Origin of the sequence: Demequina sp. (genome assembly GCF_024642165.1) — a bacterium.
GTDB lineage: Bacteria > Actinomycetota > Actinomycetes > Actinomycetales > Demequinaceae > Demequina.
This window is the reverse complement of sequence record NZ_JAHEBP010000025.1, coordinates 1-24,931: the sequence shown is the minus strand read 5'-3', so window position 1 is coordinate 24,931 and position 24,931 is coordinate 1. Positions and strand designations below refer to the sequence as shown.

At 71.3% G+C, this 24,931-nt stretch carries 23 protein-coding genes; 16 read left to right on the top strand and 7 right to left on the bottom strand.

Annotated elements, in window-relative coordinates:
* Nucleotides 1-3,261 (bottom strand): ATP-dependent RNA helicase HrpA (hrpA, locus tag Q0L54_RS04010; protein WP_296665664.1); only part of this gene is annotated, 3,261 nt, incomplete at its 3' end.
* Nucleotides 3,262-3,540: 279 nt separating this feature from the next.
* Here hrpA and Q0L54_RS04005 point away from each other — a divergent pair.
* The 4 genes from Q0L54_RS04005 to hisD all read left to right on the top strand — a co-directional run bounded on the left by Q0L54_RS04005 (nucleotide 3,541) and on the right by hisD (nucleotide 10,606).
* Nucleotides 3,541-4,122 carry a hypothetical protein gene (locus Q0L54_RS04005; protein WP_296665663.1) on the top strand — a complete coding sequence of 194 codons (582 nt, stop codon included), beginning with the start codon at nucleotides 3,541-3,543 and terminating at the stop codon, nucleotides 4,120-4,122.
* A gap of 174 nt (nucleotides 4,123-4,296) precedes the next feature.
* On the top strand, nucleotides 4,297-7,839 hold the full coding sequence (gene dnaE, locus Q0L54_RS04000; RefSeq protein ID WP_296665662.1) for a DNA polymerase III subunit alpha: 3,543 nt from the start codon (nucleotides 4,297-4,299) through the stop codon (nucleotides 7,837-7,839).
* A 128-nt stretch (nucleotides 7,840-7,967) separates the two neighbouring features.
* On the top strand, nucleotides 7,968-9,236 hold the full coding sequence (locus tag Q0L54_RS03995) for a D-alanyl-D-alanine carboxypeptidase family protein (RefSeq protein WP_296665661.1): 1,269 nt from the start codon (nucleotides 7,968-7,970) through the stop codon (nucleotides 9,234-9,236).
* Between the two features lie 65 nt (nucleotides 9,237-9,301).
* Nucleotides 9,302-10,606 carry a histidinol dehydrogenase gene (gene hisD, locus Q0L54_RS03990; RefSeq protein WP_296665659.1) on the top strand — a complete coding sequence of 435 codons (1,305 nt, stop codon included), beginning with the start codon at nucleotides 9,302-9,304 and terminating at the stop codon, nucleotides 10,604-10,606.
* Nucleotides 10,607-10,614: 8 nt separating this feature from the next.
* Here the strand turns inward: hisD and Q0L54_RS03985 are convergent, their stop codons facing one another.
* Complete coding sequence (locus tag Q0L54_RS03985; protein ID WP_296665658.1) at nucleotides 10,615-12,816, bottom strand: RecQ family ATP-dependent DNA helicase; 2,202 nt, start codon at nucleotides 12,814-12,816, stop codon at nucleotides 10,615-10,617.
* 173 nt (nucleotides 12,817-12,989) lie between these two features.
* Between Q0L54_RS03985 and Q0L54_RS03980 the strand changes: the two genes are divergently transcribed.
* From Q0L54_RS03980 to Q0L54_RS03950, 7 genes are all read left to right on the top strand, one after another.
* Nucleotides 12,990-14,255, top strand: a complete 1,266-nt coding sequence (locus Q0L54_RS03980) for an Nramp family divalent metal transporter (RefSeq protein ID WP_296665657.1) — start codon at nucleotides 12,990-12,992, stop codon at nucleotides 14,253-14,255.
* 48 nt (nucleotides 14,256-14,303) lie between these two features.
* A complete protein-coding gene (locus Q0L54_RS03975; RefSeq protein ID WP_296665656.1) occupies nucleotides 14,304-15,398 on the top strand; it encodes a histidinol-phosphate transaminase in 1,095 nt (364 codons plus the stop codon).
* A complete protein-coding gene (gene hisB, locus Q0L54_RS03970; protein ID WP_296665655.1) occupies nucleotides 15,395-15,994 on the top strand; it encodes an imidazoleglycerol-phosphate dehydratase HisB in 600 nt (199 codons plus the stop codon). Before Q0L54_RS03975 ends, hisB begins: the two co-directional genes overlap by 4 nt.
* Nucleotides 15,991-16,476, top strand: coding sequence for a hypothetical protein (locus Q0L54_RS03965; RefSeq protein ID WP_296665654.1), 486 nt, complete (start codon nucleotides 15,991-15,993; stop codon nucleotides 16,474-16,476). Before hisB ends, Q0L54_RS03965 begins: the two co-directional genes overlap by 4 nt.
* Nucleotides 16,476-17,132: an imidazole glycerol phosphate synthase subunit HisH gene (hisH, locus tag Q0L54_RS03960; RefSeq protein WP_296665652.1), complete on the top strand. Its 657-nt coding sequence runs from the start codon at nucleotides 16,476-16,478 to the stop codon at nucleotides 17,130-17,132. Before Q0L54_RS03965 ends, hisH begins: the two co-directional genes overlap by 1 nt.
* A gap of 47 nt (nucleotides 17,133-17,179) precedes the next feature.
* Complete coding sequence (gene priA / locus Q0L54_RS03955) at nucleotides 17,180-17,917, top strand: bifunctional 1-(5-phosphoribosyl)-5-((5-phosphoribosylamino)methylideneamino)imidazole-4-carboxamide isomerase/phosphoribosylanthranilate isomerase PriA (protein ID WP_296665650.1); 738 nt, start codon at nucleotides 17,180-17,182, stop codon at nucleotides 17,915-17,917.
* A gap of 105 nt (nucleotides 17,918-18,022) precedes the next feature.
* Nucleotides 18,023-18,748, top strand: coding sequence for an SseB family protein (locus Q0L54_RS03950; RefSeq protein ID WP_296665649.1), 726 nt, complete (start codon nucleotides 18,023-18,025; stop codon nucleotides 18,746-18,748).
* A 7-nt stretch (nucleotides 18,749-18,755) separates the two neighbouring features.
* Here Q0L54_RS03950 and Q0L54_RS03945 read toward each other — a convergent pair whose 3' ends face one another.
* From Q0L54_RS03945 to Q0L54_RS03925, 5 genes are read right to left on the bottom strand one after another with little or no spacing between them, the layout of a single operon-like run.
* A complete protein-coding gene (locus Q0L54_RS03945) occupies nucleotides 18,756-19,472 on the bottom strand; it encodes a serine protease (protein WP_296665648.1) in 717 nt (238 codons plus the stop codon).
* The gene (locus tag Q0L54_RS03940; RefSeq protein ID WP_296665647.1) at nucleotides 19,465-19,953 is read right to left on the bottom strand and encodes a hypothetical protein; all 489 of its coding nucleotides are present in this window, start codon (nucleotides 19,951-19,953) and stop codon (nucleotides 19,465-19,467) included. The genes Q0L54_RS03945 and Q0L54_RS03940 overlap by 8 nt, the downstream gene beginning before the upstream one ends.
* Nucleotides 19,950-20,696 (bottom strand): serine protease, encoded by a 747-nt coding sequence (locus tag Q0L54_RS03935; RefSeq protein WP_296665646.1) that lies wholly within the window; start codon nucleotides 20,694-20,696, stop codon nucleotides 19,950-19,952. Before Q0L54_RS03935 ends, Q0L54_RS03940 begins: the two co-directional genes overlap by 4 nt.
* A complete protein-coding gene (locus tag Q0L54_RS03930; protein ID WP_296665645.1) occupies nucleotides 20,693-21,460 on the bottom strand; it encodes a hypothetical protein in 768 nt (255 codons plus the stop codon). Before Q0L54_RS03930 ends, Q0L54_RS03935 begins: the two co-directional genes overlap by 4 nt.
* Nucleotides 21,460-21,864 carry a DUF1844 domain-containing protein gene (locus Q0L54_RS03925; RefSeq protein WP_296665644.1) on the bottom strand — a complete coding sequence of 135 codons (405 nt, stop codon included), beginning with the start codon at nucleotides 21,862-21,864 and terminating at the stop codon, nucleotides 21,460-21,462. The genes Q0L54_RS03930 and Q0L54_RS03925 overlap by 1 nt, the downstream gene beginning before the upstream one ends.
* A gap of 202 nt (nucleotides 21,865-22,066) precedes the next feature.
* Between Q0L54_RS03925 and infC the strand changes: the two genes are divergently transcribed.
* From infC to Q0L54_RS03900, 5 genes are all read left to right on the top strand, one after another.
* Entirely contained in the window at nucleotides 22,067-22,738 is a 672-nt protein-coding gene (gene infC, locus Q0L54_RS03920; protein WP_296665643.1) for a translation initiation factor IF-3, read from the top strand.
* A gap of 79 nt (nucleotides 22,739-22,817) precedes the next feature.
* The gene (rpmI, locus tag Q0L54_RS03915; RefSeq protein ID WP_296665642.1) at nucleotides 22,818-23,012 is read left to right on the top strand and encodes a 50S ribosomal protein L35; all 195 of its coding nucleotides are present in this window, start codon (nucleotides 22,818-22,820) and stop codon (nucleotides 23,010-23,012) included.
* Between the two features lie 32 nt (nucleotides 23,013-23,044).
* Nucleotides 23,045-23,425: a 50S ribosomal protein L20 gene (gene rplT, locus Q0L54_RS03910; protein WP_296665641.1), complete on the top strand. Its 381-nt coding sequence runs from the start codon at nucleotides 23,045-23,047 to the stop codon at nucleotides 23,423-23,425.
* Between the two features lie 12 nt (nucleotides 23,426-23,437).
* On the top strand, nucleotides 23,438-24,259 hold the full coding sequence (locus tag Q0L54_RS03905; protein WP_296665640.1) for an RNA methyltransferase: 822 nt from the start codon (nucleotides 23,438-23,440) through the stop codon (nucleotides 24,257-24,259).
* Nucleotides 24,260-24,321: 62 nt separating this feature from the next.
* Entirely contained in the window at nucleotides 24,322-24,783 is a 462-nt protein-coding gene (locus Q0L54_RS03900; RefSeq protein WP_296665639.1) for a hypothetical protein, read from the top strand.
* Nucleotides 24,784-24,931 lie beyond the last annotated feature (148 nt).

The following is a 24,931-nucleotide window of genomic DNA, read 5'->3' as shown; positions in this document are numbered from 1 at the left end:
CTCGGCCAGCGTCGCGGCGGTGAGCCGTGTGCCCGCCCGACCCTCCGCGGCCGGTCCGTGCGATGCCGCCGGCTGTGCCGCATCGTCCCGTCGCCGGGCGGCGTCCGCCGCGCGCTGCACGGCCGACCGCACCGCCGTCTCCGCCTGCGCCGCCAGCGTGCGCTGCAGCAGCACCAGATCGTGCGACTCGCCGCGGACGCTCTGGCGGCGGCCGTCGGTCTCGACCACGCGGAAGGTCATGCGCAGGTGAGACGGGAGGCGCTCGTCGAGGCCGTCCCACGCGTCGTCCGGCACCTCGACGTCGCGCAGGTCGCGCACGGCGCGCGTGAACGCCCCACGGAAGGACTCGGCCATGTCGCCGGCCCGGGCCACGTCCGCCCAGGCGGGGATGTGGGCGTCGAGCCAAGCGACGATGTCGCGCGCGGCGTCCGGCGCCGGCACCAGGAGGCGCCGCACCGGCTTGGGCAGGGCGCGGATGGTCGCGGTCACCAGCTCGGGCAGCATTCCCGGCACCAGCCAGTCGAAGCCGTCGGGAAGCACGCGTGCGAGCACGCCCAGCGGGACGTGCACCGTGACGCCGTCCGCGTCCGTGCCGGGCTCGAACTGGTAGGTGAGCGGCAGTTCGAGGTCCAGCTGCGGCCAGGAGTCGGGGAAGGCGGCGGGATCGACGGCGACGTCGGCGGGCACCAGCTCCTCGAGCGTGAGGGTGAGCAGGTCCGGCGTCGCGCGGCGGGCGTTCTTCCACCAGCGGTCGAAGTGGGCGGCCGAGACCACGTCCTCCGGCAGGCGGGCATCGTAGAAGGCGAACAGCGTGTCCTCGTCCGCGATGACGCCCCGCGTTCGCGAGCGCGCCTCGACGTCGGCGGCCTCCTCGAGCACGCGCTGGTTCGCCGTCCAGAACGCGTGGTGGGTGGCCCACTCGCCCTGCACCAGGGCGTGGCGGATGAAGAGGTCGCGGGCGTCGACGGAATCGACCTTCGCCCACAGCACCGGGCGGTCGGCCACGATGGGCACGCCGTGGATGAGCACCTTCTCCGTCGCCATCGCGGCCCCACGCCGCGTGGACCAGTGCGGCTCCGAGTAGACGCGGCGTGCGAGGTCGCCGGCGAGCTCCTCCGCCCACTCGGGCTTGATCCGCGCCACGTCGCGGGCCCACAGGCGGCTGGTCTCGACCAGCTCCGCGGCCATCACGAACTCGGGCGGCTTCTTCGCGAGCGGCGAGCCGGGGTTGATCGCGAAGCGCATCCCGCGCGTCCCCAGGTACTCGTTCGAGGCGCGCTTGCGGGCGCGGTGCATCTCCTTGGCCCGGGCCTCGCCCTTGAGGTGCGTGAAGCTCGACGCCTTGAGCTGGAGCACGTCCTGCGCCCCGATCTGCGACAGCAGGCCCGCGAGGATCGACCGATGGATCGCGTCCTCGTCCCACACGTGCCGAAAGGTGGCGGAGCCGTCCTCCGAGGTGGCCGGCTCGGGCGGCCGATGCACCATCGCGATGCCCAGCGCCTTGCCGGCGTCCCGGATCTGCTGAACCAGGTCCTGCCACTCGCGCACGCGAAGGTAGTTGAGGTGCTCCGCGCGGCACAGCCGCCGGAACGCGTTGCCCGACAGTTCGTGCTGGCGTTCGCGCAGGTACTCCCAGAGGTTGAGGTAGGAGATCAGGTCCGAGGCGGGGTCCGCGAACCGCCGATGCTGCAGGTCCGCCTCCTCGCGTCGCTCGGTGGGGCGTTCGCGCGGATCCTGGATGGTGAGGGCGGCGGCGACGATGGCGACCTCGCGCGCGACGCCGTGGCGGGCGCCCTCGACGATCATGCGGGCCTGCCGCGGGTCCATGGGCAGGCGCGCGAGCGAGCGGCCCACGTCGGTGAGCGCGGTGCGCCCGCCGGTCCCGGCGGCGATCGCCCCGAGCTCGGTCAGCAGCTGCACGCCGTCGCGGATCGCCCGCGTGTCGGGCGGCTCGACAAACGGGAACCGCGCCACGTCGTCGGGCGAGGAGGCGACACCCACGCTGATCATCTGGAGCAGCACGGCGGCGAGGGACGTGCGCAGGATCTCCGGCTCGGTGAACGGGGGCCGCGCGTCGAAGTCCTCCTCGGAGTACAGCCGGATGGCGATGCCGTCGGCGAGGCGTCCCGCCCGGCCGGACCGCTGGCTTGCGCTGGCCTGCGAGATCGGCTCGATCGGCAGTCGCTGGACCTTCGTCGCCTTGGAGTATCGCGAGATGCGCGCGCTGCCCGGGTCGACCACGTAATGGATGCCGGGGACCGTGAGCGAGGTCTCGGCGACGTTGGTGGCGAGCACGATGCGCCGCGCGGAGTGGCGCTCGAAAACCCGGTGCTGGTCGTGGGAGGACAACCGCGAGTACAGCGGGAGGATCTCGACCCGGCGCGGGTGGCGCGGGTCGCGGGCGCGCTCGCCCAGGTGGCCCTCCAGGGCATCCGCCGCGTCGTGGATCTCCCGCTCGCCGGACAGGAACACCAGGATGTCGCCGTCGCCCTCGCCCATGAGCTCGTCGCACGCGTCCACGATCCCGCCCACGAGGTCCCTCTCCTCGCCCGCGGCCTCGCCCTCGAGCGGGCGGTAGCGAACCTCGACGGGGTACGTGCGCCCGGTCACCTCGACCACGGGCGCGCTCCGCGGGTCGGGAGCGGGCGCATCGTCCGCGTCCTCGGGAGGGGGCAGGGGCCCGCCGCGGGCGAAGTGGCGGGCGAAGCGCTCCGAGTCGATGGTGGCCGAGGTGATGATCACCTTGAGGTCGGGACGGCGGGGGAGAAGGCTGGTGAGGTAGCCCAACAGGAAGTCGATGTTCAGGCTGCGCTCGTGGGCCTCGTCGACGATAAGCGTGTCGTACGCGAGCAGGTCCGGGTCACGCTGGATCTGCGCGAGCAGGATCCCATCCGTCATCACCTTGACGAGCGTGCTCGCGGAGGAGGTGTCGGTGAACCGCACCTGATACCCGACGATGCCGCCGAGCTCCGTGCCCAGCTCCTCCGCGATCCGCTCCGCCACCGCGCGCGCGGCGATGCGGCGCGGCTGGGTGTGCCCGATCTGGCCGGCGCGGCCGCGCCCGAGCTCGAGGCAGATCTTGGGGATCTGAGTGGTCTTGCCGGAGCCGGTCTCGCCGGCGACGATCACCACCTGGTGATCGCGGATCGCCGCCGCGATGTCCTCGCGTCGCGCGGACACGGGCAGCTCGGCGGGATAGGTGATCGTCGGCACCTCGACGGCGGCACGTGCCGCCGCCTGCTCGAGGGCTCGCGGATTCACGCGCGGGGTGCGGGACGATGCGCCCCGCCGGGGGCGCCGCGCACGCCCGGGGCGGGTGGGATCGGTCACAGGGACATTCTCGCAAGAGCCAGGGACGGCTCGGACCCGCGCGTGATCCGAATGTTGCTCGCGGGGCCCGACTACGCATCTTCCCAAGCATTGCGGCCGCGGCGGTCACGGTGGTCCGTGCCGCGCGTGGCGGCTGCGAGGCCCCGTGGCTGGCAAATATGATACTTCGGTGCGTGGAAGGGGGAGCGGGTGAGCCGTCGACCAGCAAGCATGCGTCGTGACGTGGTCGCTCTTGCGGCAGGCGCGCTCGCGGCGCTGACGGCGGGCTGCGGGCCCGTGGGCCCGGCACCCTCGCCGACCCAGACGTCGGGGCCCGCGGTCTCGGACGTCTCCTCGCCGTCGACGACGCCGACCCGCGTGCCCAGCCCGACCGCGACCGCGGCTCCCGCTCCATCTCCGGACGCGGCTCCCTCGCTCGTCGACGTCGAAGGCCGCTGGTGCACGACGTATCCGGAGGACTGGAGCGAGGTCTGTGTCGAGATAGTCCTCCCGGAGGTGAGGTCCGAGGACTCCCACCCACCCGCATACGTATACCCGCAGTCCATCCCCTACGACGGCGATCCCCGCGGGCTCACCGCTGCCGACTACGACGACTCACCGAGCATCGGCGAGTGCTGGAGCGCGGGCGTCGACGGCTACCCCTCCGACAGCGGCGCCGAGCTCATCTACTGCCCCGCCGGAGCCGTCTCCGGATGGACGTGGATCGACGACCTGGCCGATCTCCGGGGCGAGGACCGCCTGTACATCACCCAGGAGATCACCGAGTATCCCTACGTCCGCGCCAGCGGCTAGCGTCCTCGCGCCGCAGACGCCCGCACCGCCCTGCGGCGCGCATCGTCCCCGTGGGCGACCGGTGAGACGCGTGCGACGGGTGTGACGCGCGACTTGCCGCCGACACGCCGATGCCCGGGCGGCGTGCCCGCGTGGCGGCTCCCGGCGTCGGTGGCGGCTCCTAGAATCGACTCCATGCCCGGCCAGGATTTCGTCCACCTCCACGTCCACACCGAGTACTCGATGCTCGACGGTGCGGCCCGGATCGGCGACCTGTTCACGGAGGCCCAGCGGCTGGGGCAGCCGGCGATGGCGACCACGGACCATGGCTACCTGTTCGGCGCCTACGAGTTCTGGTCCAAGGCCAAGGCGGCGGGAATCAAGCCGATCATCGGGCTCGAGGCCTATCTCACGCCGGGCACCGCCCGGGGGGACCGCACCCGCGTCCGCTGGGGCGAGCGCGGCCAGGAGAGCGACGACGTCAGCTCGGGCGGCGCATACACCCACGCGACGATGTGGGCGCGTGACACGGGCGGCATGCACAACCTCTTCCGGCTCGCGTCCTACGCGTCGCTTGAGGGCCACTTCTACAAGGCGCGCATGGACCGCGAGCTGCTCCAGCGCTATGCGAAGGGGATCATCGCCACCACGGGCTGCCCGTCGGGCGAGGTGCAGACGCGGCTGCGGCTGGGCCAGTACGAGGAGGCGCTGAAGGCGGCCGCCGAGTTCCAGGACATCTTCGGCAAGGACAGCTACTACGTCGAGCTGATGGACCATGGGCTCGACATCGAGAAGCGGGTCTACCAGGATCTGCTACGCATCTCGAAGGCGATCGGCGCGCCCCTGGTCGCCACCAACGACCTCCACTACGCGCGCCGCGAGGACGCCGCGGCCCACGAGGCGCTGCTGTGCGTGCAGTCCGGCTCGACGCTCAGCGAGCCTACCTACGACAACGGCGGCAAGCGGTTCGCGTTCTCGGGCGACGGCTACTACGTGAAGTCCGCGGAGGAGATGTGGCGCATCTGGGGTGAGCACCCGGAGGCGCTCACCAACACGCTCGCCATCGCCGAGCAGTGCGAGGTCGAGTTCAACACCAAGGCCGACTACATGCCGGTGTTCGCCTGCCCACCCGGCGAGGACGAGCACTCCTGGTTCGTCAAAGAGGTGCAGAAGGGGCTGCTGGACCGGTACAGCGGCGAGATTCCCGCGCACGTCCAGGAGCGCGCGAACTTCGAGATCGAGGTCATCGCGGACAAGGGCTATCCCGGCTACTTCCTGGTGGTCGCGGACTTCATCCAGTGGGCCAAGGACAACGGGATCCGGGTGGGACCGGGCCGCGGCTCGGGCGCCGGGTCGATGGCCGCCTACGCCATGAAGATCACGGACCTCGACCCGATCGTGCACCAGTTGTACTTCGAGCGCTTCCTCAACCCGGAGCGCGAGTCCAAGCCGGACTTCGACATCGATTTTGACGAGCGCAGGCGCGGCGAGGTCATCCAGTACGTCACCGACAAGTACGGCCAGGACAAGGTGTCGATGATCGTCACCTACGGCACCATCAAGGCCAAGCAGGCGCTCAAGGACTCGACGCGGGTGCTGGGCAAGCCCTACTCGCTGGGCGAGCAGCTCACCAAGGCGTACCCCGAGGCCGTGACGGGGCGCGACATGCCGCTGGTGGGGGTCAAGGACCCGGAGCACGCGCGGTACAACGAGGGCCAGGACTTTCGCGCCCTGCTCGAGTCAGACCCCGACGCCCAGCAGGTGTTCGAGCTCGCGGAGGGCCTGGAGGGGCTGAAGCGTCAGTGGGGAGTGCACGCGGCCGGCGTCATCATGTCGAGCGACTCGCTCATCGACATCATCCCGATCATGCGCCGCGAGCAGGACGGCGCGGTCATCACGCAGTTCGACTACCCCACCTGCGAGACGCTGGGCCTGATCAAGATGGACTTCCTGGGGCTGCGCAACCTCACCATCCTCGACGACGCCCTGGAGAACATCGTGGGCAACGGCAAGGACCCGCTGGTGCTCGAGGACCTGCCCCTCGAGGATGAGGCCGCCTTCGACCTGCTCGGCCGCGGCGACACGCTCGGCGTGTTCCAACTCGACGGCGTGGCGATGCGGTCCCTGTTGCGGCAGATGAAGCCGGACACGTTCGAGGACATCTCCGCCGTGCTCGCGCTCTATCGCCCGGGTCCGATGGGCGCCAACTCGCACATCAACTATGCCGAGCGCAAGAACGGCCGCCAGCCGATCGTGCCCATCCACCCCGAGCTGGAAGAGCCGCTGCGCGAGGTGCTGGGCATCACCTACGGCCTCATCGTCTACCAGGAGCAGGTGCAGCGCATCGCGCAGATCGTCGCCGGCTACACGTTGGGCGCCGCCGACCTGCTGCGCCGTGCGATGGGCAAGAAGAAGCCCGAGGTGCTGGCGAAGGAGTTCGAGCCCTTCAAGAACGGTGCCCTCGAGCGCGGCTACTCGCTCGGGGCGATCCAGGCGCTGTGGGACATCATGGTCCCGTTCGCGGACTACGCGTTCAACAAGGCTCACACCGCGGCCTACGGCGTGCTCTCGTTCTGGACTGCCTACCTCAAGGCCCATTACCCGACCGAATTCATGGCCGCGCTGCTCACCTCCGTGGGCACCGACAAGGACAAGTCCGCGCTCTACCTCGCGGAGTGCCGCCGCATGGGCATCACCGTGCTGCCGCCGGACGTCAACGAGTCCGTGGCGACGTTCTCCGCCGTGGGCAAGGACATCCGCTTCGGGCTCACGGCGGTGCGTAACGTGGGATCGAATGTGGTGGCCGAGATCGTACGGACGCGGCAGGACAAGGGCGCGTTCGTGTCCTTCGCCGACTTCCTCGACAAGGTGCCCGCCACGGTCTGCAACAAGCGCACCATCGATTCGCTCATCAAGTCCGGCGCCTTCGACTCCACGGGCAGCTCGCGACGCGCGCTCAACGCGGTGCACGAGCAGGCGATCGACTCGGTGATCGGCGTCAAGCGTCAGGAGGCGACGGGACAGTTCGACCTGTTCGCCGACCTCGCGGACCTGGGTGGGGGAGTGACGGTCGAGGTGCCCACGCTCGAGGAGTGGGACAAGAAGACCAAGCTCAACTTCGAGCGGGACATGCTGGGGCTCTACGTGTCGGACCACCCGCTGTCGGGTCTGGACCACGTGATCCGATCCGAGGCGACGCACCAGATCCTCAACGCCACGCCCGCCCACGGCGTCCAGGAGGGCGCGCAGATCGTGCTCGCCGGGCTGGTCACCCGCGTCGACCGCCGCATCGCCAAGTCCGGCAACGCCTACGCGATCGTGACTCTCGAGGACATGACCGGCGAGACCGAGGTGTCCTTCTTCTCGAAGACGTACGAGACGTTCGCCCGCGACCTGGCGGACGATGCGGTGGTGGCGATCAAGGTGCGGTGCCGCGAACGCGGCGACGGCGGCCTCCAGTTCTCGGCCGTGGACCTGCGCATCCCGAACGTCAACGTGCAGGACACGTCGCCGGTGGCGATCACCCTGCCCGCGGCGCGTGTCACGCCGCCGCTGGTGGAGCAGGTCAAGGGCATCCTGCGCTCGCACCCGGGCTCGATCGAGGTGCGCATGGTGCTGACGGGACCGGAGAAGCCGCTGACGATGCGCCTGGGCGACGAGTTCCGGGTGTCGAGGTCCTCCGCGCTGTACGGCGACCTCAAGGCCGCGCTGGGTCCCAGCTGCCTCCAGGGAGCGTGACGGGCGGGTCGCCGCGACCGTCACGTTTCCACGACACTTGGCGAGCCGCGGGGCCATGACGCGGCCCTTGTCGGGAGCACACGGCACGCCCCTGGTGGCAGACGCTACGCCGAGGATAACGTGAGCCCATGACTGGCGGCCTGGGGGCGTGGGCGCGCGCGGCGCTCGCGCTGACGGGCGCCCTGGCGCTGGCGATCGCTCCGGCGGCGGCCGCATCGTCCCTTCCCGCTGGCGCGGATGTTCGCGCAGCACACCACGGGCTGGGTGCCGAGGCGAGCGCGCCGCTCCCGGCCATCGAGCGGCGAACCCCCCAGATCGGCGGCAAACTCGAGGTCGGATCGCCGCTCGTGGTGTGGGTGGGGGCCACCTCGCCCTCCGCGGTGGACGTCCGCTACCAGTGGTACGTGGGCGGTGACAGGGTGCCCGGCGCCACGGGCAAGTACCTGACGCCCACCGCGGAGCACGCCGGCCATCGTGTCTCCGTGCGCGTGCAGCTCGCCGCGGACGGCCATGAAACCTCCGTGAGGTGGGCGAACGGCGAGTCGGTCATCACGCTGCCCTCCTTCACGCGAAAGGCGCCCAGCATCGGCGGCACGCTGATCGCCGGGACCGAGCTGCGAGCCTGGGTCGGGGCGGTGTCGCCGTCGGGTGCGCGGGTCTCGTACCAGTGGTACGTGGGCGGCTCCAAGGTCTCCGGGGCGACCTCGAAGTACTACACCTACACGGCGGACGATGCCGGACAGCGCGTCTCGCTGAGGGTCCAGTTGTCGAAGGCTGGGTATGCGACCTCCGTCGCATGGGACACGGCCTGGCCCTGCTCGATCGACGACGCATCGTCGTGTTGCGTGGTGGTCAACAAGCGCCGGCCGCTCGACCCGACGCGCTACGCGCCGGCCGATCTTGTCCACCCCGCGGGCGTCGCGGGAACCGCGACCATGCGCCGCGAGGCCGCCGATGCCATGTCGCGCATGCACGCGGCGGCCAAGGCCGCCGGCGCCGACTTCTGGCTGTCCTCCGGGTACCGCTCCTACGCGACCCAGTCGAGCCTCTACGCCGGCTACGTGAGCCGTTCCGGACGTGCGACCGCGGACACGTTCTCCGCGCGTCCCGGGTACTCCGAGCATCAGACCGGGTGGGCCGCGGACGTCACCGACGGGTCCGGCTGCACCCTCAAGGGCTGCTTCGGCGACCGCGCCGCCGGCCGCTGGGTGGCGGCTCACGGCGCCGACTACGGCTTCATCGTCCGCTACCCCGAGGGAGAGCAGTCGGTGACGGGATACATCTACGAGCCCTGGCATCTGAGGTACGTGGGCGTCGACATCGCCGTAGCCATGCGCAGCCGGGGTGTCACGACGCTCGAGGACTTCTTCGGGCTCGCCCCTGCCCCGACGTATTGATCGCTGCGAACCCGCACCCCGACGCGGTGAGGGAACGGCCGTGCGCGGTCGGTAGAATCGAGGGCGTGCTGACCAGGATCGACCTGCGCGAGCAGGACCTCACCCCACGTGAACTGCGGGACGTGGTGCCGCGCGCCGACCTCGACGTGGCGGGCGCGCTCGCCGCGGTCGAGCCCATCATCGAGGACGTCCGCCGCCGCGGCGCCGACGCGCTTCGCGCGCTCGCCGCACGGTTCGACGGGGTGACTCCCGAGCACCTCCGGGTCCCTCTCGATGCGATCGACGAGGCGCTCGACTCCCTCACGGAGGAGGTGCGTGCGGCGCTGGAGGAGGCGATCCGGCGGGTCCGGCACTTCCACGAGGCCACCGTTCCGCCGCCCGTGAGCGTGGAGCTCGCCCCGGGCGCGCGCGTGAGCCAGCGGTGGATCCCGGTGGGCCGGGTGGGCCTCTACGTCCCGGGCGGCCTCGCCGTGTACCCCAGCTCGGTGGTGATGAACGTGGTCGCGGCCCAGGCCGCCGGCGTGCCGTCCATCTCCGTCGCGAGCCCACCCCAGAAGGACCACGGCGGGCTCCCGCACCCCACCATCCTCGCGGCGTGCGCGCTGCTCGGCGTGGACGAGGTCTATGCCGTCGGCGGCGCCCAGGCGGTCGCCATGCTCGCGCTCGGAGTCGACGGCCTGTGCGACCCCGTGGACGTCATCACGGGGCCGGGCAACGTGTACGTGGCGGCAGCGAAGCGCGCCGTCCACGGGCTGGTGGGCATCGATTCCGAGGCGGGCCCCACGGAGATCGCCGTGATCGCGGACGCGCACGCCGACCCGCGCTACGTCGCGGCCGACCTGCTGAGCCAGGCCGAGCACGACCCGATGGCGGGCTCCGTCCTCATCACGGACTCGGTCGAGCTCGCCGATGCGGTGGACCGCGAGCTGGGCCTGGCCGCCTCCGCGACCAAGCACCGCGAACGCGTCCTCACGGCGCTCGGGGGCCGCCAGAGCGCGACGATACTGACCTCGGGCATCCACCAGTCCATCGCGGTCGCGGACGCGTACGGAGCGGAGCACCTCGAGATCCAGACGCGGGACGCCCACGCTGTGGCCGATCGCATCCGCAACGCGGGCGCCATCTTCATCGGCCCGTACTCCCCGGTGCCGCTGGGCGACTACCTGGCGGGCTCGAACCACGTGCTGCCCACGGGCGGCACGGCCCGCTTCGCGTCGGGACTGAACGTCGCCAGCTTCCTCAAGGCCGTGTCCTACATCGACTACGGCGCGTATGCGCTCGGAGCGGTGGGGGACAAGGTGATCGCGCTGTCCCACGCCGAGGACCTGCCCGCGCACGGCGAGGCGATCAGCGCGCGCTTCAAGGACTGATCCACCGCTCAGCGAACCCCCAGCACGAACGGGTGCACCGCGCGTGCGCCCGCACGCCGCAGCAACCGGGCCGCGACGGCGAGGGTCCAGCCCGAGTCGGTGAGGTCGTCGACCAGCAGCACGGTGCGTCCGGCCAGCGACTCCGGGCCCTCCGCCGGCTCGAGGGTGAGGCGCCGCGCCACGCCCGCGAGCCGCTGCGCCGAGTTGACGTCGTGACGGTCCGGCCCGGCGTGGCCGGCGCCGGGCGACACCGCGCCCAGCAGCGGCACCCCCAGGTAGCGGGCGAGCCCCGACGCCAGGTGGTCGACCAGGAGGGGACGCGTGGCCGAGCGCACCCCCACGACGCCGTCCAGGGCGGTGACACGCTCGGCGCCCGTCCCGGTCCAGAGCTCGTCCCAATCCTCGAGCACCCGCACCGCGGCGCCGCGGAGCGCCACCGGCGTCTCGCCGTCGAACGGCTCTCCGTCGCCGTCGCGCCGCTCGAGCAGGTCGCGCAGGGCGCCCGACCAGCCGAGCCCGTCCATTCGCGCGATCGCGCGGCCGGGCTCCGCCTGCTCGTCCGCCGGGATGCGCCCTCGGAGGGCAAGGCCAAGGGTGTCGAGTCCGGGAGGCCATTGGCGGCGCGCCGTGATCTCGACCCCCACGCGGTCCATGCCGGCACGCGCGGAGGCGACGGAATCCTCGTCCGGCGCCGCGGGCAGTGTCACGCCGCCGCACGAATCGCACCGCCCGCAGCGCCAGCCCTCCGTGAGGTCCGGATCGTCCAGCACCCGCCGCAGGAACTCCATCCGGCAGCCGTCGGTGGTCTCGTACTCGAGCATCGTGCCCTGCTCCGCGGTGCGGGTCTGTGCCACCCTCGCGTATCGGTCCGCGTCGTACCTCCAGGGCGCGCCCGTCGCGATCCACCCCCCGGCGACCCGGCGCACGGCGCCGTCGACGTCGAGGACCTTGAGCATCGCCTCGAGGCGAGATCGCCGCAGGTCCACCCGCGTCTCGAGGGCGGCGACGGAGGTGGCGCGATCCGCCTCGAGGGCGGCGAGGGCGGCCCTCACCTGCGCCTCGGGTGGGAACGCCTGGGAGCCGAACCAGTCCCAGATGGCGCGGTCCTCGGTCCCCGGCAGCAGCACCACCGTCGCCCTCGACACGCCGCGGCCCGCACGCCCGACCTGCTGGTAGTACGCGATGGGCGAGGCCGGTGCCCCCAGGTGCACCACGAATGCGAGGTCGGGCTTGTCGAAGCCCATGCCGAGCGCGGAGGTGGCGACCAGAGCCTTGACCCGGTTCTGCTTGAGGTCCTGCTCGAGGCGCTCGCGCTCGGCGGGCTCGGTCCGGCCCGTGTACGCGCCCACGTCGAGCCCGGCGGCGCGCAGGCGGGACGCCACCTCCTCGGCGGCCGCCACCGTCAGGCAGTAGACGATGCCGGAGCCCTCCATGTCGCGCAGCGCGCCGGCCAGCCACGCGACCCGCGCGGCTGGGTCGGGCAGGCGCAGGACCGCCAGGTGCAGGGATTCGCGGTCGAGACCTCCGCGCAGGACCAGCACCTGGTCGGGCGGGCCGCCGCGCTCCGTCGCGCCCGACACCCCGAGCTGCTCGGCGACGTCCGCGGTGACGCGCGCGTTGGCGGTGGCGGTGGTCGCCAGCACGGGGATGCCCGCAGGGAGGTCCGCCAGCAGCGTCCGGATCCGGCGGTAGTCCGGGCGGAAGTCGTGGCCCCAGTCCGAGATGCAGTGCGCCTCGTCGATCACCACGAGGCCGGCATCGGCGGCGAGCCGGGGGAGCACCTCGTCGCGGAACTGGGGGTTGTTCAGCCTCTCCGGCGAGCACAGCAGCACGTCGACCTCGCCCGCGGCGATGGCCGCGTGGACCGCGTCCCATTCGGTGACGTTCGCGGAGTTCACCGTCACGGCGCGGATCCCGGCGCGCGCCGCGGCGCCGATCTGATCGCGCATGAGCGCCAACAGGGGAGACACGATCACGGTGGGACCGGCGCCGCGGGCTCGCAGCAGGGCGGTCGCCACGAAGTACACGGCGGACTTGCCCCACCCCGTGCGCTGGACCACGAGGGCCCGGGACCGGCGCTCGACGAGCGCCGAGATCGCCGTCCATTGGTCCTCGCGCAAGGAGACGTCCTCGCGACCCACGAGCGAGCGGAGCGCGAACTCCGCCTCCGCGCGAAGGGCGCCGGGATCGGTGACAGTGGGGGCGGGCATGGCTTCGATCCTAGGTTTCGGCTCCGACACCGTCGCCATCCATGGCGCGGATACGGCGATGCACGGACGGCGATACGCCACTGTGCCGCCACCGCCAGAAGTTCGGTTAGCCTAACTTTTGTGCGTCGGCGCCAACGTGGCGATCCTTCGGCGCCGAGGAAGGGGCGAGGCGGGTGTCGAACGCACTGGTCGAACGGAACCGCGAGCGCATGCCGCGCAAGCGAGGTCCGATCCGCCGCATCGTCACCCTGCTCGGCCCGGCCTTCGTCGCCGCGGTCGCCTACGTGGATCCCGGCAACGTCGCCGCCAATCTCACCGCCGGCGCGCAGCACGGCTACCTCCTGGTCTGGGTGCTGGTCGCGTCCAACATGATGGCGGTGCTCATCCAGTACACCTCGGCGAAGCTGGGGCTCGTGACGGGGCACTCGATGCCCGAGCTGCTGCGGGGCCGGCTGGGCCGCCGCGGCCGGCTCGCGTACTGGGCGCAGGCCGAGGTGGTGGCCGCCATGACCGACCTCGCGGAGGTCATCGGCGGCGCGCTCGCGCTGTACCTGCTCTTCGACATTCCGCTGGTGCTGGGCGGCCTGATCGTGGGAGTGGTGTCGCTGGTGCTGCTCATGGTGCAGTCGCGGCGCGGGCAGCGCCACTTCGAGTTCGTCATCATCGGGCTGCTGAGCGTCATCGCGGTCGGATTCGTGGCCGGGCTGTTCGTGTCCCACACGGACTGGGCCGAGGCCGCGGGCGGCCTGCTGCCGCGTTTCGACGGCCCGGGCACCGTCCTTCTCGCCGCGTCGATGCTGGGCGCGACGGTGATGCCGCACGTGATCTATCTCCACAGCTCGCTCTCGCGCGACCGTCACGGCGTAGGTCACGACAAGAAGCGCCTGCTCCACCTGCTGAAGGCCACGAAGTGGGATGTGGGCCTGTCCCTGGTGATCGCCGGCTCCGTCAACATCGCGATGCTGCTCCTGGCGGCCGGCAGCCTACGCGGGGTGGGGGGCACGGACTCGATCGAGGGCGCCTACTCCGCCATCGAGTCCGCGCTGGGCCCGATCATCGCCGCCGCCTTCGCCGTGGGCCTGCTGGCCTCGGGCCTCGCCTCCACGTCGGTGGGCTGCTACGCGGGGGCAGCGATCATGGGCGGCCTCCTCCACCGCCGGATCCCTGTGTGGATCCGCCGCTCGATCACCCTCATCCCGGCGCTGGTGATCCTGGGCGCGGGCGCCAACCCCACCTGGGCGCTCGTCATCTCACAGGTGGTGCTGAGCGTGGGCATCCCGTTCGCCGTGATCCCGCTGGTGCGGCTCACCTCCGATCGTCGCCTGATGGGAGAGCACGCCAACACGCGGACCACGCAGGCGGTGGCCTGGACCGTGGTCGCGCTCATCGTGGCGCTCAATGCGGCGCTGCTGGTGCTCACGTTCACGGGTCAGGTGTGACCCTGGCGCGGGGACGATCCACGCCTCGCGCTCACTAGACTTCTCCCCATGACTCTGCCGATCCGCCCGGACCTGCAGGGGCTCGAGCCGTACGGCGCGCCCCAGCTGGACGTGACCGCGCGCCTCAACGTCAACGAGAATCCGTACTCGCCGCCCGACGCGGTGGCGGACGCGATCGCCTCTGCGGTGCGCACGGCGGCGCACGGCCTCAACCGCTATCCCGACCGCGACTTCCTGGGTCTCCGCCAGGACCTCGCGCGATACCTGGCGGCCGAGAGTCACGTCGACTTCCTCGAGCCGCGCAACGTGTGGGCCGCCAACGGATCCAACGAGGTCATGCTCCACCTCCACCAGGCGTTCGGCGGGCCGGGTCGCACCGTGCTGAGCTTCGCGCCCACGTACTCGATGTATCCGGAGTACGCCCGCGACACGATCACCGAGTTCGTCACCCTGCCGCGGCGCGAGGACTTCACGCTCGACATCGAGGCCGCCGCAGCGGCCATCCGCGACATCGCGCCCGTGATGGTGATCGTCGCCAGCCCGAACAACCCCACGGGGACGGCGCTGCCGCTCGACCAGGTGCGCGCACTGGCGGAGGCCGCGGACCGGGTCCCCGGCGGCTGCCTGGTGGTGATCGACGAGGCATACGCCGAGTTCCGCCGCCGCGGCGTGCCGAGCGCCGCGAGTCTGATCCCCGAGTACCCGAACCTCGCAGTGAGCCGCACGATGTCGAAGGCGTTCGCGATGGCCGGCGGCCGGCTCGGCTACCTGGTGGCGCACGAGCCCGTCATTGACGCGCTGCGCCTGGTGCGGCTCCCGTACCACCTCAGTTCCGTGACGCAGGCGACGGCCCGCGCCGCGCTCGCCCACCACCGCGTGCTGCAGGCGCAGGTCGACGAGATCCGGGCCGAACGCGACGAGACCGTCGCGTGGCTGCGGCGGCAGGGCTACACCGTCGCGGACACGGACGCGAACTTCGCGCTGTTCGGGCCGTTCGAGGATCGTGAGAGGGTATTCCGGGGTCTGCTCGCGCGAGGTGTGCTCATCCGCGTCACGGGACCCGAAGGTTGGCTGCGCGTGTCGATCGGCACGCCACAGGAGATGGCGCTGTTCCGCAGCGCGTTGCTGGAGGTCACGGCATGAGCCGCACTGGACGCATCGAGCGCACCACGAGCGAGTCATCGGTGCTCGTCGAGCTCGACCTCGATGGATCGGGCCGCACGGAGATCTCCACCGGGGTGCCGTTCTACGACCACATGCTCACCGCCCTCGGCAAGCACTCGCTCATGGATCTGCGGGTCCAGGCCACGGGTGACGTGCACATCGACTCGCACCACACCGTCGAGGACGTGGCGATCTGCATCGGTGAGGCATTGCGCAAGGCGCTGGGCGACAAGGCGGGCATCTCCCGGTTCGGCGACGCCCTGGTGCCCCTGGACGAGGCGCTGGCTCAGTGCGTCGTCGACGTGTCAGGGCGGCCCTACTTCGTCCACGTCGGCGAGCCGGTGGGTCAGGCCACGCACCTGATTGGCGGCAACTTCGCGGGCTCGCTCACGGGCCACGCCCTCGAGTCGATCGCGCACCACGCCGGCATCTGCGTGCACATGCGGGTGCTCGCCGGCCGCGACCCGCACCACATCGTCGAGGCGCAGTTCAAGGCTCTGGCGCGGGCGCTGCGCCTCGCGGTCACGCTCGACCCGCGCGTGCAGGGCATCCCCTCGACCAAGGGCGCGCTGTGACCGAAGGCGCACCGCCGCGGCCCGACGCCCCGGCGCCGGACATCGCGGTCATCATGACGCCGCTGCCACGACCCCGCTTCCTCACGGCGTTGTGCGCGTTCAACAAGGTCGACGCGACGGTGCTCGAGACCAGCGCCGGGCCCATGGCCGTGCTGGCCGACGCGAGCCCGGAGGCGACGCAGCGCTCGGCGCGCACCGTCTCGGCGTTCGTCAAGCAGGCCGAGTTCCTGGTGATCGCGAACCGTGGGGGCACCGTGCGCGTGGACGTGTGGAAGGGCTCAACACCGGTGCGCGAGCTCTCTCCGGGGCTGGCTCTCGCGGACGCGCCCGGGGTGGTCACCACGATCATCACCGGCGCGCAGACCATCGACCAGGTGGCGCTCACGCACCCGGACAAGGTCCACAGCACCAAGATCGGACGCTTCAAGGCCTACCGCGAGCTGCTCGCGGAGACCAAGGAGATCCGCAGGGCGGAAAGCTGATGGCCCAGCCTTCGGTGTGCGTCTTCGACTACGGCTTCGGCAACGTCCGCTCCGCCACCCGCGCGCTCGAGCACGTCGGCGCCCGCGTGTCGCTCACCGCGGACCGCGCCGTGGCCGAGAACGCGGACGGACTCGTGGTGCCCGGCGTGGGCGCGTTCGAGGCCGTCATGACCGGGCTGCGGCAGGCGCGCGGCGACCAGATCGTGGGACGGCGGCTCGCCGGCGGCCGGCCGGTGCTGGGCATCTGCGTGGGCATGCAAGTGATGTTCGCGCGCGGCGTCGAGCACGGCGTCGAGTCCGAGGGCCTCGACCAGTGGCCGGGCACCGTCGAACGGCTGCAGACCGCGGTGGTGCCCAACATGGGCTGGGCGACGGTCGAGCCTCCGGAGACCAGCGCCCTGTTCGCCGGCGTCGAGGACGAGCGCTTCTATTTTGTCCACTCCTACGCGGCGCGCGAGTTCCCTCTGGGCGTCTCCGAGGACACGGGGCGCCTCGCGGCACCGCGCCTCACGTGGTCGACCGCGGGGCCGGAGCGCGACGCGGACCGCTTCGTGGCCGCCGTCGAGAACGGACCGCTGAGCGCCACGCAGTTCCACCCCGAGAAGTCCGGCGAGGCGGGCCTGCACCTGCTGCGCAACTGGGTCGCGACGCTTTAGCGTCGCCCGCCACCGCATCGTCCCCACCGTCTGAGAGGACCCCACCGATGACCGACACCCCCCGCCTCGAGCTCCTGCCCGCCGTCGACGTGGCCGATGGCCAGGCCGTACGCCTCACCCAGGGCGAGGCCGGCTCCGAGACCGGCTACGGCGACCCGCTGGCGGCGGCGCTCGACTGGGTCCACGGTGGCGCGGAGTGGATCCACCTCGTGGACCTCGACGCTGCCTTCGGGCGCGGCTCGAACGCGGACCTGCTCGCGGCCGTGGTGAGGGCCGTCGACGTCAAGGTCGAGATGAGCGGTGGCATCCGCGACGATGCGTCGCTCGAGCGCGCGCTCGCCACCGGCTGCGCGAGGGTGAACCTTGGCACGGCCGCGCTGGAGAACCCCGAGTGGACCGCCAGCGCGATCTCGCGTCACGGCGACCGCATCGCGGTGGGCCTCGACGTGCGCGGCACCACGCTCGCGGGACGGGGCTGGACCCGCGACGGCGGCGACCTGTGGGAGGTGCTGGCACGCCTCGACGCCGCCGGCTGCGCGCGCTACGTGGTCACCGATGTCAAGAAGGACGGCATGCTCTCCGGCCCGAACCTCGAACTGCTTGCTCAGGTGTGCGCGGCGACGGACGCTCCCGTGGTCGCCTCGGGCGGCATCAGCTCGCTCGACGACATCGCGGCGCTGCGCACCCTCACCCCGCAGGGGATCGAGGGTGCGATCGTGGGCAAGGCGCTCTACAACGGCAACTTCACGCTGCCCGAGGCGCTCGATGTCGCCGGACGTCCCTAGGGCGAGGCCTCACAGGGGGGCGCGGCGGTTCGCGGGATCGTCCCGTGGAGTGATCTTCGTCTCGCGCTCCTCGTCCACGTCGGCGGCCATCGCTACGCTGGCCTCATGAACGACGAGGATCCGATGAGGGAGATCCCGGAGTCGATCTTCTCGGACGACGACGGCAGTGCGGACGCGCGCCTCGCGCAGGCGCTGATCCGGTTCTCGCGTGGCAAGACGTCGCTCACCGACGTGGTCGACGCCCTGGCCTATGCGCGCGTCCTGATCCCCGTGATGGCGGCGGGGGAGCAGCGCCACGTGGGCAAGCACGGGTTCGAGCAGGACGAGGTCGCCTCGACCGGTGTGGTCGCCGTCGAGATGCCCGACGGTCGCAAGGCGCTGCCCATCTTCACCGACGTCGACGCCATGAAGGCGTGGAGCGACCGCGCCCGCCCGATCCCCGCCGAGGGTCCGCGGGCGGCCCTCGCGGCGGTGGCCGAGGGCTGGAGCGCGATGGTGCTCAATCCGGGCATGGAGACCGTGCTGGTGCCGCGCCCGGCGGTCTGGGCGATCGGACAGGGCGAACCGTGGAGGCCGGCCGTGGTGGACGGCGTGGTCGCGGACGACGTGCAGGACGCCGTGACCGCGGCCGTGTACCTGGACGATGCGCTGCGCGCCGTCGAGACGGCGCCCGGACAGGGCGCCGAGGTGACCGTGGTGCTGCGGCTGGTGGCCGGCCTCACGCAGCCCGAGGTCGACGCCGTGATCGAGCGCGTCCAGCGGCAGCTCGCGCAGTCGAGCGTGGTGGCGCAGCGGATCGACAGCCTCGAGCTGAGGCTCGCTCAAGTCTGACCAGGCGTCAGCCGCAGGACGTGTCGACCGCGGTGCGCTCCGCATCGTCCCTCAGGAAGGCCCGCAGCCGCTCGAGGGTGACCGCGCCCGCGAAGTCCTCGCCGTCGGAGGAGAAGACCACGCCCACCACCTCCCCGTCCGCGTCCGTGACGGGTGATCCGGAGTTGCCCTCCCGCGCCGGCACCTCGATGAAGTACACCTGCGCTCCGCCGGGGTCCAACTGGTTGTCGCGCAGCCCCACGTACGGTCCCGTGAGCGTGGCGAGCGGGCCGCCCAGCGCGTATCCGGTCACTGTCAGCGGCTCTCCGACCACGGGCTCGGCCTCGGCGACCGCGGCGGCGTCGGGAAAGGACCCGTCGATCGTGACGATCGCGAGATCGTCGGTCTCGGAGTACGCCGCCGATGAGCCGTGGAAGACCGTGCCGCGGTAGTCCGTCAACTCCACCACCGTGGTGCCCTCGACCACGTGGCGGTTGGTGACCGCGTGCGTCTCGTCGAGCATCCAGGCGGTGCCGTTGCGGTAGGCGTTGCAGGTGGTCGCCCACACCCGTAGCGAGACTCGCTCCGCAGGCGTGAAGCCGTCATCGGAGGCTCCCCCGGAGGCGTCGACCTCGACCGGGGACGGGGTCGCGTACGGCGGGGGCGCGAGCGGGACGCATGCGGCCAGCAGCGCTGCGGCAGCGACGGTGGGGGTGATCCGGACCAGGCGCCGGCCGTCAGCCACGGCTGGCCTTGAACTCCGCGTAGGCCGTGGAAACCTGGTCGCAGAAGTCGACGATCGACGCCTCCGACTCGGCGATGCTCGACGCGACGTAGCGATCCGCGTTGCGCAGCACCGTGAAGTGCTCGGCCTGCGCGTCCACGCAGCTCTGATATGCATCGACGATGTCCTCGAGCTCCTGAACGGTCTCGGTGCCCTGAGCGCCGTCGTTGACCGCGGTCGAGTACTCGGCCTTCAGGGCCTCGAGCTGCGCCTCCGCGTCCTCCAACTCGGCGATCCGCGCGTTGCGCGCGGAGACCTGATCGGTGAGACCGCCCACCATGGTGCGCAGCTCGGCGTTCTGGAACTCCCAGGTCGACCGGGCCATGGCCAGCATGACCAGGGGGACGGCGAGGGCGATCACGGCGACGATGCTCAGCACCAGGGCGATCGCCAGTCCGGTCCTGCGCCGCGGCGGAGGCGGCGCCGGGACCGTCTCGCTCACTGCACCGATCCGATCAGCGCCGAGCAGCTCGCCTCGGGTACGAACAGGCCGTTCTCGCTGAGCAGCGTATTGAGCGTGGAGATGGGCACGATGAAGCTCTGGTTCGAGAAGTTCTTCGCGTAGATCACTCCCACGACCCGGCCGCTCTCGTCGAGCACGGGAGAGCCGGACGAACCCTGCTCGACGTTCGCGCTGGTCGCGAGCACGGTGCCCACCGCGCCGCCCAACGGGTCCGTGGTGGGACCCAGCACCACGCCGGGGGACGTGGTGAGCCGGCCGCCGTTGGGGTATCCCACCACCGTGATCACATCGCCCTCGAACGGATCCTCGAGCGCGCGTAGGGCGAACGCGTTGCCGATCGCCTCCTCGGTGGTGATGATCGCGATGTCAGCCACGGTGGTGCTCGACGCCGCGGTGGCGTCGATGCTGCGACCGTCGTAGGTGGTGATGGTGATGCGCTTCGAGTCCGCCACGACGTGGCGGTTGGTGACCAGCGTGTGCGCGTCGAGCGCGAACCCGGTGCCTGTCGAGATGAAGCCGCAGCCCACGTTGCGCACCCGAACCGTCATCCGCTGGGCCGCGGTGAAGCCGTCCGGAGACAGGGCGCCGGGCCCGTCCCCGGGCGACGACGACGGAGCGGGGACGAAGTCATCGGGCAGGGCGTCCGGCATCGAGGGCAGCGAGGAGCACCCGGCGAGTGCGAGCGCCGCCAGTGCCACGGCGACGACGCGGGAGCGGATCATGGCGCCACCGACTGCTGCAGCGCCAGGTGGGCGTCCTTCGCCGCGGTGCACAGGTCCGTGACGCTGGTCTCGAAGCTCTCCAGCTCGGTCGGGTCGTAGTCCTCGGGCGTCTTGAGGTACGTCACCAGCTGCTCGTGACCCTCGATGCATCGGCTCAACGAGTTGGCCACCGCCGTCGCGTCGGTGATGGTGCCTTCGAGCAGGCCGATCTGCTCCTGCGCGAGCGCGGCATCGTCGCCCCACTGGGCGTTCTGCGCCTGTAGCCGGGAGACGGAATCCTTCGATGCGGCGAGTTGGGCGGTGAGAAGTTCGATGCTCTGCTGGGCGGTGGCGAGTGCCTCGCGCTCGGCGGCGAGCTCCTCGCCCAGCCCGTAGCTGACGCCGGTGACGTCCTCGACCTGCGCCTCCCAGGCGTCCGACACTCGCCAGAGATAGGCGATCAGGGCGGCCGCGCCGATCAGCAGCACGGTCATGAGCGCGATCGTGATGATCATGCCTGCCGACCTCGGGCGGTCGACGCCGGTGACCGCTTGCCCGTCGGCGTCCTCGACGCCGGTGGTGGCGAACGTTGGATTCGCGGCGGCGACGGTCGCGAGCTCGTCGGTCTCCACGCTCTCGCGCAGGGGTTCGACGCCCTCGTTCACGCCGCGGAACGGGAACGTGGGGAGGCGCCGGGGGAGGTCGGCCGTGTGCGGGCTCGCTTCGCGGGCGGCCGTGCCGTCCTCGACGGTGCCGCCTCGGGTCGCGTCCTCCCCAGATGTCACTACGTGACCGCCCCCGTGAACTTCTCTCCCGGCCCTTCGCCTGGCCGGTCCGGGACCGCTGAGGCTTCCCGGAACGCCAACTGTACGCTTCGCAACCCGTCCCGTAGGACTCGTGCATGAGTGTCGCCGAGGTCGGGCGCGGCAGCGGTGACGAGGCCGGCGAGAGCGGTGATGATGGTCCGCGCCTCGTCGAGGTCCTTGAGCTCCTCGCCCTCCTCCGCCAGCCCGCACCTGAGCGCGGCGGCACTCAACAGGTGAACGCTCACGGTCGTGATAAGTTCCACCGCGCCTACGTCGGCGATGTCGCGTGCCGCCTCCGCGGCGCCACCGCCGTCCGTCCCGGTCGCTGCGGTGGTGGTGTCCTCGGGGGACTCGGGGCGTGCTTCCTGGTCATTCGCGCTCATGATTGCTATTCTTGTCCATCGACCGGTTGCGACAGGCGTCGCAACGCGCAAGTGGAGTCCACCTCCCACCCTCGGGCCGCCAGTCGGGCCAGGGTCACGGTAACGGCGGCTGCCGCATTTCTGCGGCTGCCCGCCGGCGCCTCGGTGGCCTCTGCTCGTGTTCGGGCAGGGGCCTTCTTCCGTCTTCGGGGGAGGCGCCGGCGTGGCGGTTGTGACAGAGCAACGAAAAGGAGCCGCTATCAACGAGCCGCGCATCAACGAGCGCATCCGAGTCCCCGAGGTCCGCCTTGTCGGCCCGAAGGGCGAACAGGTCGGCATCGTCCGCATCGAGGATGCCCTCCGTCTGGCGCAGGACGCCGAGCTCGACCTTGTCGAGGTGGCGCCCGACTCGCGTCCTCCCGTCGTCAAGCTCATGGACTACGGCAAGTTCAAGTACGAGGCGGCGGTCAAGGCGCGTGAGGCACGGCGCAACCAGGCGAACACCGAGATCAAGGAGATGCGGTTCCGCCTGAAGATCGACGGTCACGACTACGAGACCAAGAAGGGCCATGTGGTCCGGTTCCTCAAGGGCGGCGACAAGGTCAAGATCACGATCATGTTCCGTGGTCGCGAGCAGTCTCGACCCGAGATGGGCCGCCGCCTGCTGATGAAGCTGGCGGAGGAGGTCCAGGAGTTCGGCGTGGTGGAGAACGCGCCTAACCAGGAGGGTCGCAACATGTCGCTCGTCCTCGGTCCGCTGAAGAAGAAGGCGGAGGCCAAGGAGGAGCAGCGCAAGCTGCGCGAGGAGCGCAAGGCCGCCGAGGTGGCCACGCGCGAGGACCGCAAGGCACCCAAGGGTGCCGACGAGCTGCCGGCGGAGTCGGCGGCCGAGTAACAGGCTTCGGGCGCGAGACGCCCGGTAGTACGGTGCCGAGCCCCGCAGGGCACGGCCGGATCGATAAGGAGGGGCAGCAATGCCCAAGAACAAGACCCACTCGGGTGCCAAGAAGCGCTTCAAGCTCACGGGCACCGGCAAGGTGAAGCACGCCAGCGCCATGAACGTGCACAAGTTCGAGGAGAAGCACTCCTCGCGCAAGCGCCGCGTCGCCGTCGACGGCATCCTGTCGGACGCCGACAGCAAGAAGATCAAGAAGCTGCTGGGCAAGTAAGCCCAACCCCGAAAGCCCAAGGAGACTGAAACATGGCACGCGTCAAGCGGGCGGTCAACGCCCAGAAGAAGCGCCGTACAACCCTCGAGCGCGCCGCCGGTTACCGCGGCCAGCGCTCGCGCCTCTACCGCAAGGCGAAGGAGCAGGTCACCCACTCCCTCGTCTACAGCTACAACGACCGTCGCAAGCGCAAGGGCGATTTCCGCAAGCTGTGGATCCAGCGCATCAACGCTGCCTCCCGTGCGAACGGCATGACCTACAACCGCTTCATCCAGGGTCTGAAGGCTGCCGGCATCGAGGTTGACCGCCGCATGCTCGCGGAGCTCGCGGTGAACGACGAAGCCGCGTTCGCGCAGCTGGTCGACCTGGCGAAGAAGGCCCTCCCGGCCGACGTCAACGCGCCCGCCGCCTAACGCGGACGCCGCATGTCGGAACGCCCCGCGGGGCCTGCTGACCTCTCCGTGACGCTCTCGAATCCGAGGGCCGAGCGGGTGAAGAGAGTCGCGGCCCTCGCGGGGCGTTCTGCACGCTCCCGCGCGGGAGCGATGCTGGTCGAGGGGCCCCAGGGCGTGCGGGAGGCGGTGCGGTTCGCCGCCGCCCGGGTGCGGGACGTCTATCTGTCGCCCGAGGCCTCCGAACGCCACCCCGAGATCGCGGCCGAGGCCCTCGCCGCCGAGCTGTACGTCCATGTGGGCACCCCCGAGGTGCTCGCGGCGATGAGCCCCGACGCGCAGGGCGTGCTCGCGGTGCTCGACTCGACGGGCACGTCCCTCGACGACGTGGTGGCCGCAGGGCCGCGCCTGGTCGCGGTGCTGTCGAATGTGCGCGACCCGGGCAACGCCGGGACGGCGATCCGGGTGGCCGATGCGGCGGGCGCCGACGCGGTGATCCTCGCCGGCGACGCGGTGGATCCGGCAAATCCGAAGGTGGTCCGCTCGACCGCGGGTAGCCTCTTCCACCTGCCGATCGCCCGCGCACCGCTCGCGGAGGCGCTCGAGGCGTTGCGCGCGGCCGGGCTCACGGTGCTCGCCGCGGACGGCTCCGGCGAGGGCCTGCTGGCGGAAGCGCCGCTGGCCCAGCCCACCGCCTGGGTGTTCGGCAACGAGGCCTGGGGGCTGCGCCCCGACGAGCTCGCGCTCGCCGATCTGGTGGTGCGCATCCCCATCTACGGCCGCGCCGAGAGCCTCAACCTCGGCACCGCCGCGGCGGTGTGCCTGTACGCGTCCGCCGCCGCGCAGCAGGCCTGACCGGCTCGCGCCCGGGCGGCCCGCCCGCGGCTGGTAGTCTCCCCGAGGACTGAGGAGGACCCATGGAGAACACGCGACGGCTCGACATCCCCGGAGCCCGGGGCAAGGTCGAGGTGGACGGCGTCCTGGGCCTGCTCTACAAGGTGAGGATCGACGGCGAGATCATCAAGCGCTCCCACGGCTACTGGGCGATCCCCACGCGCAAGGGCGGGACCGCCAAGCTCACCTCGAACGGCGTGCTCCCCGGCTTTCAGACGCTTCGCCTCGACGGCACCCCGATCCTCAAGATGGGTGCGCACGTCCAGGCGCCCGAGAAGGCGGCGATGTTCGCGCCCGCGGTGCTGGTGCTGTGGACTCTGGGCTGGGTTCCGGTCGGCGCAGGCCTCGCGGTGCTGCTGTTCCTCATGAACGTCATCGTGGTCAAGAACCCGAATATGCCACGCGGGCTGCGGATCGCGCTGCCGCTGGTCAACACGGCGGTCATGGCCTTCCTCCTCACCATGCTGTTCGGGCCGCCGTTCTAGGCGGCGGCCCCCCGGCACCCTGCTACCGTGGCCCCATGACCACGAGCCCGCGCCGCCGCATCGGCCGCGCCGCCGTGCGTTTCTTTAGCTAGGCCCGGGGAGAACCGCCGGGCCTGACAGCGACCCTCGCTCCCGCATCGTCCCTCCT